10 protein-coding genes are annotated in these 10,119 nt (G+C 72.4%); 5 read left to right on the top strand and 5 right to left on the bottom strand.

Features of this window, described 5'->3' with window-relative positions:
• Positions 1–142: 142 nt before the first annotated feature.
• Positions 143–715: a TetR/AcrR family transcriptional regulator gene (locus ACYQ1L_RS18315; RefSeq protein WP_460005438.1), complete on the bottom strand. Its 573-nt coding sequence runs from the start codon at positions 713–715 to the stop codon at positions 143–145.
• Between the two features lie 86 nt (positions 716–801).
• On the opposite strand from ACYQ1L_RS18315, the gene ACYQ1L_RS18310 reads away from it, so the two are divergent.
• Together ACYQ1L_RS18310 and ACYQ1L_RS18305 are read left to right on the top strand one after the other, a co-directional pair.
• The gene (locus tag ACYQ1L_RS18310; RefSeq protein ID WP_460005437.1) at positions 802–1,368 is read left to right on the top strand and encodes a dihydrofolate reductase family protein; all 567 of its coding nucleotides are present in this window, start codon (positions 802–804) and stop codon (positions 1,366–1,368) included.
• A 151-nt stretch (positions 1,369–1,519) separates the two neighbouring features.
• Positions 1,520–1,930, top strand: a complete 411-nt coding sequence (locus ACYQ1L_RS18305) for an MmcQ/YjbR family DNA-binding protein (protein WP_460005436.1) — start codon at positions 1,520–1,522, stop codon at positions 1,928–1,930.
• A gap of 26 nt (positions 1,931–1,956) precedes the next feature.
• On the opposite strand, the gene ACYQ1L_RS18300 is transcribed toward ACYQ1L_RS18305, so the two are convergent.
• Positions 1,957–2,547: a hypothetical protein gene (locus ACYQ1L_RS18300; RefSeq protein WP_460005435.1), complete on the bottom strand. Its 591-nt coding sequence runs from the start codon at positions 2,545–2,547 to the stop codon at positions 1,957–1,959.
• Positions 2,548–2,774: 227 nt separating this feature from the next.
• Here ACYQ1L_RS18300 and ACYQ1L_RS18295 point away from each other — a divergent pair, with 227 nt between their 5' ends.
• The 3 genes from ACYQ1L_RS18295 (at position 2,775) to ACYQ1L_RS18285 (ending at position 7,907) form a co-directional block, all read left to right on the top strand.
• Positions 2,775–5,234 carry a polysaccharide lyase 8 family protein gene (locus ACYQ1L_RS18295; RefSeq protein ID WP_460005434.1) on the top strand — a complete coding sequence of 820 codons (2,460 nt, stop codon included), beginning with the start codon at positions 2,775–2,777 and terminating at the stop codon, positions 5,232–5,234.
• A 198-nt stretch (positions 5,235–5,432) separates the two neighbouring features.
• Positions 5,433–6,677, top strand: a complete 1,245-nt coding sequence (locus ACYQ1L_RS18290) for a glycosyltransferase (protein WP_460005433.1) — start codon at positions 5,433–5,435, stop codon at positions 6,675–6,677.
• A 6-nt stretch (positions 6,678–6,683) separates the two neighbouring features.
• On the top strand, positions 6,684–7,907 hold the full coding sequence (locus tag ACYQ1L_RS18285) for a glycosyltransferase family 4 protein (RefSeq protein WP_460005432.1): 1,224 nt from the start codon (positions 6,684–6,686) through the stop codon (positions 7,905–7,907).
• Positions 7,908–7,974: 67 nt separating this feature from the next.
• Here the strand turns inward: ACYQ1L_RS18285 and ACYQ1L_RS18280 are convergent, their stop codons facing one another.
• The 3 genes from ACYQ1L_RS18280 to ACYQ1L_RS18270 form a co-directional block, all read right to left on the bottom strand.
• Positions 7,975–8,457, bottom strand: coding sequence for a hypothetical protein (locus ACYQ1L_RS18280; RefSeq protein ID WP_460005431.1), 483 nt, complete (start codon positions 8,455–8,457; stop codon positions 7,975–7,977).
• A gap of 165 nt (positions 8,458–8,622) precedes the next feature.
• Positions 8,623–9,339, bottom strand: coding sequence for a lipoate--protein ligase family protein (locus ACYQ1L_RS18275; protein ID WP_460005430.1), 717 nt, complete (start codon positions 9,337–9,339; stop codon positions 8,623–8,625).
• Between the two features lie 2 nt (positions 9,340–9,341).
• Positions 9,342–10,046 (bottom strand): NRDE family protein, encoded by a 705-nt coding sequence (locus ACYQ1L_RS18270; RefSeq protein ID WP_460005429.1) that lies wholly within the window; start codon positions 10,044–10,046, stop codon positions 9,342–9,344.
• Positions 10,047–10,119 lie beyond the last annotated feature (73 nt).

Below are 10,119 nucleotides of genomic sequence, written 5' to 3'. Positions count from 1 at the left end.
CGGCTGAGCCGCGGTCGCGAGTCTGAGTCCGAGCGACGCCTGCAGGACCGTGGGACGGATGCAGGACGGATCTGCGGATCCGGTCCTGCATCCGTCACCGGGTCCTGCAGGCGAACTGCGGCGAACAGCGAACCGCCGCCGCTCACGCCCGCGGCAGCAGTCCGGCGACGAGCGCGTCCACCACGTCGTCGGTCGGCGTCTCCGGATCGATCGACGACGTGAGCCGGTCGAACACGAGGCCCTCGATCGCGTAGTGGAACAGGGCGATCTCCGCGCGGCCGCCGGGGAGGCCCGCTGCCTCGTTGAACGCGACGTCGCCCTCGAAGCCCGCACGCTGCCATTCCTGCAGGGCCGCGGCGAGGTCGGGCCGCCGCGCTGCCTCGAGCCGCAGCTCGAACAGGGCGAGCGTCACCTCGCGCTCGCCCAGCAGCCGGCGCACGATGTCGCGCATGTAGTCGGCGAACAGGGCGCGACTCGGCCTCTGCGCGGCGCGGTGCGCGAGCTCCTCCGGCGTCGGGGCGAGCCTCTCCCCGATGCGCAGGAACAGGCCGGCGATCAGCGACTCTCTGCTGCGGAAGTAGTTCGAGGCGGTGCCCGTGGGCACTCCGGCTTCGTCGTCGATCGCGCGATGGGTGAGCCCGCGCGATCCCTCTCGCGCGAGCACCGCGATGCCGGCATCGGCGAGCGCGGCGCGGCGGGCTTCGTTCTTGGCCATGGTCTCAGAGTAGCGCAACCACGACACCTGTTGTAGTCTCTGACCACTGCACCTGTCGTGAATGGTGCGCGAGGATCGGAGGACCTATGCGAGAGCTCACCTATTACGTCGCCGTCACCCTGGATGGCTTCATCGCCGGTCCTGACGGGCAGTTCGACGCGTTCGTGTTCGAGGGGGACCACATGGCGGCGATCACCGGCCGGTTCGCCGACGCGATCCCGACATCCTTCGCCCAGGCACTGGGCATCGCCCAGGACCGCTCGACGTTCGACACCGTGCTGATGGGGTGGAACACCTACGCGGTGGGCCTCCCCGACATGCCCTCCCCGTACGCGCACCTGCGCCAGGTGGTCTTCACCCGGCGGGATCCGGATCCGGTCGACGGCGTCGACTTCACGGATGCCGATCCCGTCGAGGTCGTGCGCGAACTCAAGGCGCAGGACGGCGCGGGGATCTGGCTGTGCGGCGGCGGTGCGCTCGCCGCGTCGCTCGCCGGCGAGATCGATCGCCTCGTGCTGAAGGTCAACCCCGTGCTGTTCGGCGACGGGATCCCGCTGTTCGGGCGCAGCGGGTACGCGCCGTCGTCGTTCACCCGCACCGCGGCGACGCCGTTCGACTCCGGCGTGACGCTGCTGGAGTTCGCGCGCGTCTGAGCCGGTGGGGCACAGCCGCGCAGTCGCGGGACGGATGCAGGATCGGGCGACGGATGCACGACGGATCCGGCCTTCAGGTCCTGCACCCGTCGCAGGGTCCTGCATCGGCCGCCCCTTGAACCGCGTCCCGGGCGGGCGGAGGATCGGATCCATGGCGACGATCGACGATGTGCGCGACCTGGTGCTCGCCCTCCCCGGCGTCGAGGAACGGATGGGCGGCCACACCGGCGAGCCGGCCTGGCGCTGCAACGGCGGTCAGATCGCGTGGATGCGGGGGCCGCGGAAGACGGATCTGGCCCAGCTCGCCGAGCTCGGCCGCACCTGGCCGGACGGGCCCGTGCTCGCGGTGCGCACGGAGAACGTCGCGCTCGCCGAGGCGCTGATCGCCGCGGATCCGAAGGTCTTCTTCACGATCCCGCATTTCGCCGGCTACCCGGCCGTGCTGCTGCGCCTCGACGTCATCGCGCGCGACCACCTGGGCGAGCTGCTGGCCGACGCCTGGCTACTGCGGGCGCCGAAGGCGCTCGCCCGTCAGTGGCTGGAAGAGCGCGGGTTCGCCTGACCGCGGCGCCCCGCCTCCGCGGAGGGTCAGGCCGGGGGCAGCCGCAGCACCGGCCCGGACTCGCCGACGGACAGGTCGTCGACGGTGCGCAGGGTGCGCGCGATCTCGTCCACCGCGCCGATCACCGTGCCGAAGCGCTCGCGATCGGCGCACACCGCCTGCAGGGTGATCAGGTGCGTGCCCGTGTCCCAGGTGTAGGTCGCGAACGGCGGTGTGCCGGGCTCGACGGGCAGCGGAACGACGAGCTTCTCGCCCGCGCCGAGGTACGGGTTGCGGAACTCCTCGGTGTCGTCGTACTCCATCGGCATCATGGCGCGGGCGGTGCGCAGCTGCGGGGTGAGCTCCTGCGCGCTCGCCATCGCGACGATGAGCTCGGGCTCCGCCTTCCAGGTCCACACCAGCACGCGCCCGTCGGCCTTGCGCATGAGGAACGGCGCGGCCTGGCTGAGCGCCCACGCGCCGAATCCCGAGCCGGGGCGCGGCGCCGCGCCGACCCCGCCGCTGAGCTGTCCCAGGAGCATCCCGATCGCGGCCCTGCGGTGCCGCCGGCCGCGGAAGCCCAGGGATCCGGTCACGGGGATCCAGCGTTCGGGGTCGGCGTCGGCGGCAAGGCGCATGCTCAGAGCGTACGGGTCGCAGGTGAGCGCGAGCCGTGCGTCCCCGCGGCAACCGTTCTCAGGACGGGTTCGTTCGGAGGGGTCGCGAGCCTGGCCGGATCGCCGTCGAGAGTCGGATCCTGTCCGAGAACGGCCGCCGTGAAATATGTTCACCGGCTCGACTATTCGGATGGGAAAGCGTATACCGTAGGGCGCGAATCCTTCCCCGATCGACCCGGAGGCCGACGATGTCCCCCCTTGAGATGAACCGCCGCACCGTGCTCGGACTGCTCGGAGCAGGCGCACTCGTCACGCTCGCAGGCCAGCCCGCGAGCGCACACACACCCGGAGTCGCCTTCGCGGCGACCGACGATCCGCTCGCGAGCCTCATCGAGCGTCGCCGGATCATGCTCGCGGGGGACGGCAGCGCGGCGTCCGTGCCCGAGCTCGCCGGCGTGCTGAGCACCATGAGCACGAACGCCTCCGCATCGTGGACCGCGATGGTGCGCCCAGCGGCGTCGCCGGGCATCTGGAGCGACCTGCCGCTCGCCGGGGTGAGCGGCACCGTGCTGTCCGGCAACATGGGCGTGACCTTCAACCGCCTCTTCGACCTGGCGCTCGCGTACTCGACGGCGGGATGCGACCAGCACGGCGATGCCGCGCTCGCGGGCGATCTCGTGGCGGCGCTCGCCTGGCTCAGCGCGAACATCTACAAGGCCGGCGCCTCGCCGGTCGGCAACTGGTGGTTCTGGGAGATCGGCGTGCCGCGCAAAGCCGCCGACATCTGCGTCCTGCTGCACGACGCGGTCCCCGCCGACGTGCGCACGGCTCTCCTCGCCGCCGTCCGGTACTTCACCCCCGACCCGAACTGGCGGGGCCGCGGCACGAGCCTCGCCGAGACCGGCGCGAACCGTACCGACAAGGCGCTGTCCTGCGCGCTCCGGGGAATCCTCGACGGACGGGCCGACGAGATCGCGCTCGCTCGCGACGCCCTGAGCGACACGGTGCGGGCGGGGAGGAACAGCGTCTTCGGCTACGTCACGAGCGGTGACGGGTTCTACGCGGACGGATCCTTCGTGCAGCACAGCTATCTGCCCTATGTCGGCACCTACGGCGTGGTCACCCTGGGTGGCATCGCCGAGATCCTGGGCCTGCTCGGCGGCAGCGAATGGGATGTGACGGATCCGAAGAAGTCGGTGATCCTCGACGCGGTCGAGGCCTCGTACGCGCCGTTCATCTGGAACGGCCGGATGATGGAGACCGTGCGCGGCCGTGCCGTGTCGCGGCAGTCCGAGCCGGACTACGTCGACGGCGCGGCGGCGATCACCGCGATCCTGCTGCTCGCCCAGGGGGCTGGCGAGCCGTATCGCGGCCGCTACCTCTCGCTCGTGAAGGGCTGGCTGCAGCGCTGCACCGACGAGAAGCTGTACGGCCTTCCCACGCAGACCGTGGCCAAGTCCCTCCTGGTGACCTCGATCCTCGGCGACGACAGCGTGACCCCGGCCGACCCGCCGGTCTCGACGACGGCGTTCGGCGATCAGGACCGCCTGGTGCACCACCGGCCGAACTTCAGCGCCGTGGTCAACGTGTCCTCCAAGCGGATCGGCCGCTACGAGTGGGGCAACCGGGAGAACAACCTGGGCTGGTACCAGGGCGATGGCATGACGTTCTTCTACAGCCCAGCGGATCCGGCCCAGTACAGCGCCGACTTCTGGCCCACGGTCGATCCGTACCGGCTGCCGGGAACGACCGTGACCGCGGCGCCGCGGTCCAGCGGAGCCGCGGACGGCACGGGCATCCCGCGGGCGTTCCAGGCGTTCGGGGGCGGGCTGGCGCTCGACGGCCGCTGGGGGATCCAGGGCATGGACCACCTCAACTTCGACAAGTCGCTCAGCGCACGCAAGTCGTGGTTCTTCCTCGACGACAAGGTCGTGTGCCTGGGGGCGGCGATCGCGTCGAGCTCCGGGCACGACGTGTTCACGACCATCGACAACCGCTCATTCGCGCCCGGCACCGTGCCGAACGTGCGTACCGACAACCGCAACCGCGTGCTCACCGCGGCGGACGGCGCGATCACGGTGAAGCGCAACGTGCACATCATGGGTCACGGCGGTTACGTGTTCCTCTCGGGCGAGAACGTGAGCGGCACGGTCGACGTGCAGGTCGTGCCGCGATCGGGCGACTGGCAGACCATCAACTCCGGATCCGACACGGGCGGCACGACCGAGGTCAAGAACCGGGACTACGTGACGATCACGCATCACCACGGCACGGATCCCACGGGCGGCGGCTACGCATACCTGGTTCTGCCGAACGTGGAGCACTCGGTGACGTTCACCGAGTCCGACGCGCCGACGGTCGAAGTGGTCGCCAACAATGCGCAGGCGCAGGTGATCCGGGTCACGAGCGAGGGGCTGACGCTCGGCAACTTCTTCCAGGCCACGCCCTCCGATGAGTCGCCCGCGTACGGGGTGACGGTGAGCGGGCCCTGCTCGCTCGCGGTCCGCACCGATGCCGGGCGCACCACGATCGCCGTGTCCGACCCGAGCCGCACGCAGACGACGGCGAGGGTCGTGCTCGCCGGCGTCGCCGAGTCGACGGTGCTCGAGGCGGACGACGGGGTGCGCGTCGTCGGAACGGCGCCGCTCGCGCTCGAGTTCGACCTCGACGGGCACGGGCACGCCAAGCGCATCGTGCTCGGAGCCTGAGCCGGGTCGCGGGGGCGGTGCCGTGCGCGCGCCTCCGCGACCCTTCTCAAGGGCGGGATCACGTGGGCCGCCGAGATCGCCGCCGGATCGGCCTCCCCGGGATCCTCAGGGCGCTCCGGTAGAGTGGCGTGCGCCCGATCCAGGCCACCTCCGCGGCGCACACCGAGCCGTCCGCGGCCCAGCAAAGGCAGCAACCACGTGACTTCATCCGGCGATCATCGCCCTTCGGACACCCCGGAGCCCTCGACCGCAGAACACGCACCCGGCGCGCCCGCGCGCCCGCTGCGCATCCTCATCGGCGCCGACACGTTCTCGCCGGACGTGAACGGCGCCGCCCGGTTCACCGAGCGCCTCGCCGCCGGCCTGGTGCAGCGCGGCCACGACGTGCACGTGGTCGCGCCGAACCAGGTGTACCGCACGGCGAAGCCGCGCACCGAGGTGATCGAGGGCGAGGCGATGACGCTGCACCGGCTGCCGTCGGTGCGCTGGGCGCCGCACGACTGGCTGCGGTTCGTCTGGCCGTGGCGGGCCAAGCACTACGCCCGCAAGGTGCTGGACGAGGTGCAGCCCGACGTGGTGCACATCCAGTCGCACATCGTCATCGGCCGCGGGCTGTCGCGCATCGCGTATCAGCGCGGCATCCCGGTGATCGCCACGAACCACGTGATGGCCGAGAACATCCTCGACCACACGACGATGCCCAAGTTCATCGACGACATCGTGCTGAAGTTCGCCTGGGCCGACGCCGCGCGCACGTTCGCGCTCACCCGCGCCGTGACCACGCCGACCCGTCGTGCCGCCGACTTCCTCGAGCGCACGATCGACGTCGAGGGCGTGATCCCGGTCAGCTGCGGCATCGACCGCACCCAGTACACGCCCGTCATCGGCCCGCGCGAGAAGAACCGCATGGTCTTCGTCGGCCGGCTCACGGCGGAGAAGCAGGTCGAGGTCATCCTCAAGGCGATGGCGAAGTTGGATCCGGCTCTCGACGTGACCTTCGACGTCGTGGGCGGCGGGGATCAGCGCAGGCAGCTCGAGGCGCTCGCGCATCAGCTCGGCCTGGGCGACCGGGTCGTGTTCCACGGACGCACGACCGACGCCGAGCTTCGGGCGCTGCTCAGCCGCGCCTCCCTGTTCGTGATCGCCTCGATCGCGGAGCTGCAGTCGATCGCCACCATGGAGGCGATGGCGTCGGCGCTGCCGATCGTCGCCGCGGACGCGGTGGCGCTGCCGCACCTCGTGCACGACGGCGAGAACGGGTACCTCTTCGAGCCGGGCAACATCAACGAGCTCGCCGCACGTCTCACCGACGTGCTCACCGCGGGTCCCACCGAATACGAGCGCATGCAGCGCGCCTCGCTCGAGGGCGTGGTCGTGCACGACATCAACCGCACGCTGGACACCTTCGAGGCGCTGTACCGCGACGAGCCGCTGCCCGAGTAGGCCGGGATGCACATCGTCTTCTTCGCCGACCAGCACGCCGAGACGCTGGGCGGCGCCCAGGTCTCGATGCGCCTGCAGCGCAAGTACCTGGAGCGCGCAGGGCACACGGTGACGATCGTCGCGCCGAGGACCCACTCGCCGCGACCCGCCCTGCACGGGGCCGACCTCGCGGATCCCGGCTACCTCGACCTGCCGTCGATCCCGATCACGGCCGACCGCGAGTACGCGATGACGTTGCCGGCACGGCGCACCGACCGGTTCCTCGACCGCGCGCTGACGCGGCGCCCCCCGGTCGACCTCGTGCACGTGCAGGCCGACTTCTGGGGCGCGTTCATCGGCCACCGCTTCGCGCACCGCCACGGGGTGCCCGCCGTGCACACCATGCACAACCGCGTCGACGTCGGCATCGCCGCCGTCACCCCGCTGCACCGGCCCGCGCTCGCCGCGCTCAACGGCTGGCGTCGCACGGCGCTCCGCGACGTCGGCGCGCAGCCTGCGGGATCGGACGGGTGGGCGTATCTGACCGGGATCGCCGCGGAGTCCCGCGCGGTGACCGCGCCCTCGGGGCACTTCGCTCGGCGGCTCGAGCAGCGCGGCGTGTTCGGATCCGTCGACGTGATCTGGAACGGCATCGACGACGAGGTGCGGGCCGAGGTGCTCGCCGCCGCGCCGGCCTCCCGCCCGGCCGGGCGGCCGCGCTTCATCTGGCTGGGCCGGATGAGCCCGGAGAAGCGGTTGCTGCCGTTCCTCGAGGCGGTCGTCGCCAGCGACATGGACGCCGACGTCGAGATCGTCGGGGGAGGGGCGCAGCTCCGCGCCGCCGAACGGATCGCCGCCCGTGCGCGGCGCCCCGGGATCCGCTTCGCCGGACGGCTCGGGTACGCGGAGGTGCTGGCGCGGATCGCGGCGGCCGATGCCGTCGTGCAGACCTCGATCGGCTTCGAGACCCAGGGGATGACGCCGTTCGAGGCGGCGACCCTGGGCACGCCGACCGTCGTGAGCGATCCCGACATAGCGGGGGAGCTGCGCGGCGGGCTGTGGGCCGTGCCGGATGCCGGGGCCGATGAGCGACGCCGGATCGCCGCTCTCGCGGACACGCTGCGCATCGCCGCGGCGGACATCGCGGCCGGGCGGGCGCCGGAGCCGGATCCGCAGGTCGCCGCCGACTTCCGGCAGTCGTCGCGCACCGCCGCGATGCTCGCGGTGTACGAGCGCGCGCTGGCCCGCTGAGCCCGGCGGACGCGCCGAACCTGAGGGCGCGCCGGCCCGCTGAGCCGACCGGGACGCGGATCCGCGCTCAGCGGTAGAGCAGCGGCGTCAGCATCGACAGCAGGAAGCCGATAGCGAGGTTGAACACGCCCACGCCCCCGACACCGATCGCGATTCCCGCCATCAGCTTGCGGTCGCCGCGCGCGGCGAGGATTCCCAGTGCGAGCGCCGCGGCGCAGCAGAGGAAGAGGAGGACGTTGGATCCGAGGGTGAGCCCTTCGACGACGTGCAGCGAGAGGCGGAACCGATTCGCCTGGACGTATAAGACGACCCGGACGATCGATGCCAAGGCGGCAAGTGCGACGCTGACGACGGCCAGGATGAACGCGACGCGTGCGACGCCGCCGGAGCCGCTCCGGGTGGGGACGGGGTAGTCGGACTGCGCCGCGCCGCTGGCGGGCCCGGACGGGGCCGAGGCCTGCGGTGCGGTTCCATACGGCGGTGGCACGCGCGACGCTGCCGTGGGCGCGGTGCCGGGCGCGGGCGGGTACTGCTGCTGCGGATCGCTCATGTCGCCGACGCTACCCGCACCGTCGGAGTCGCGGCATGGGCAGAGCTGCCCATGCCGTCCGCCGATGGCCGGTCGGTCGCACGGCCGGCGGCCGGCCGTGCAGGTCATCGGCGGCACCGGTCCGCAGCGTGCGGGCAGCCGCTGGGCCGGGCCCTCGCACCGCGGTCAGGCGATGAGCGCCGCGGCGAGCGCCTCCTCGACGTCCTCGCGCGAGACCGCCGGAGCCTCGGTGAGCATCGACCCGAACGTGCGCGGATCCCAGTCCAGTCCCAGCGCGGCGTTGGCGTCGGTGAGCACCGCGACGAAGCGGTCCACCTCGCCGAATGCCAGCATCCCGCTGAGCAGCCGGGCGCCGCGCACGCCGCGCTGCGAGGTGCCGACGAGCTTCACGGAGCCGCGGGCGTTGATGCTGTATTCGCCGGGGCAGTACTCGCCCGGCACCTCGCCCAGCCGGGCGTCGACGCCGAGCCCGCGCAGGGCGTCGACGACGGTCCGGCCGGCCTGCGCGAACAGCGCGGAGGGGTCGGCATGGGCGTCCTCGCGTTCGACGAGGTCGAAGACGAGGCACGTCTCGTCGTAGGCGACGGCGCGGCCGCCGGTCGGGCGGATCGCCGGCGTGAACCCGAAGAGCTCGGCGGCGACCACGGCGGCGCCGTAACCCGGCATCAGGCTCTCCCGCCGGGTCAGCGCGAGCGTCGGCGCCGGCGTGTAGAGGCGCAGCACCCGTGCGGGGCCGTCTCCGGACGCGACCTGACGCAGCAGGGCGACGGAGTGCTCGAGATCGTCCGGCTGCGGGGAGGCCTGCCGGATCAGCCGGCCCGGGACGAGGGCGAGGCCGGGGCCGGAGTCGGAGGCGAGGCCGTCGGAGGATCCGGTCGGCATCGTCAGCCCCACAGCGCCGGCGCCGGCAGGGTGTGGTCGCGCAGGTCGACGCCTTCGATGCCGATCGCCGCGGTGGCGTAGAGCAGCGACTGCGTGGGGTAGCCGTGCGGACGGTTGTCGCGGATGATCGCGCGGTCGTCGGAGGGATCCAATGTCGCGGTCTCGGCGAGGAGGTGGATCCAGGACTCCGGCCAGTCGTCGGAGTCCGCGGGACGGGCGCGGAACTCCGGCAGCCAGCGGGCGATGCGCGCCGTGCCCGGATCGTCGAGGTCGTCGTGCGCGATCATGTGCACCCCGGCGGGCACGGGCGTCTCGCGCAGCGTCGCCCCGTCCCAGGACAGCACGCGGGCGCCGGCAGGGGAGACCTCGAGCAGGTTGAACCCGTGCATGCGCGGCGAACCCGAGGGCGAGACGCCGGCGACGGAGGCGAGTGCCAGCGTGCCGCGCGAGATCGCCTGGTCGTCGGGGAGGTCGAGCACGTCGGCGCGGTTCAGCAGCACGGCGAGACGGCGGGTCGACGGATCGGCGGCGAGCCAGGCACCACCCGCGCGACGATCGCGGATCCCGACGACTCCGGGCTGATCGGGCCACCACTCGCCGAGCGCATCCCACTCGCGCTGCGGATCCTCGTCCCGCACCGCCAGCAGCCGCGGCCCGGGGCCCCCGGCCCGCTCGGCGGCGCCGACCTGGATCACGACCGTGCACACGCGCCTCAGTCTAGGCACGCGCGGGACCACGGGGCGCGTGCCGGGCGCATCCCCGCCCGGCCGGCGGCCGCGT

Source organism: Microbacterium xylanilyticum, assembly GCF_054654695.1.
Note: the sequence above shows the minus strand (reverse complement) of the source record. Positions and strands in the feature narration are given on the sequence as shown.

Bases quoted from the DNA above. Each gene is read 5' to 3' on its own strand.
- ACYQ1L_RS18315 (WP_460005438.1), bottom strand. From the start codon at position 715: ATGGCCAAGAACGAAGCCCGCCGCGCCGCGCTCGCCGATGCCGGCATC.
- ACYQ1L_RS18310 (WP_460005437.1), top strand. From the start codon at position 802: ATGCGAGAGCTCACCTATTACGTCGCCGTCACCCTGGATGGCTTCATC.
- ACYQ1L_RS18305 (WP_460005436.1), top strand. From the start codon at position 1,520: ATGGCGACGATCGACGATGTGCGCGACCTGGTGCTCGCCCTCCCCGGC.
- ACYQ1L_RS18300 (WP_460005435.1), bottom strand. From the start codon at position 2,547: ATGCGCCTTGCCGCCGACGCCGACCCCGAACGCTGGATCCCCGTGACC.
- ACYQ1L_RS18295 (WP_460005434.1), top strand. From the start codon at position 2,775: ATGTCCCCCCTTGAGATGAACCGCCGCACCGTGCTCGGACTGCTCGGA.
- ACYQ1L_RS18285 (WP_460005432.1), top strand. From the start codon at position 6,684: ATGCACATCGTCTTCTTCGCCGACCAGCACGCCGAGACGCTGGGCGGC.
- ACYQ1L_RS18280 (WP_460005431.1), bottom strand. From the start codon at position 8,457: ATGAGCGATCCGCAGCAGCAGTACCCGCCCGCGCCCGGCACCGCGCCC.
- ACYQ1L_RS18275 (WP_460005430.1), bottom strand. From the start codon at position 9,339: ATGCCGACCGGATCCTCCGACGGCCTCGCCTCCGACTCCGGCCCCGGC.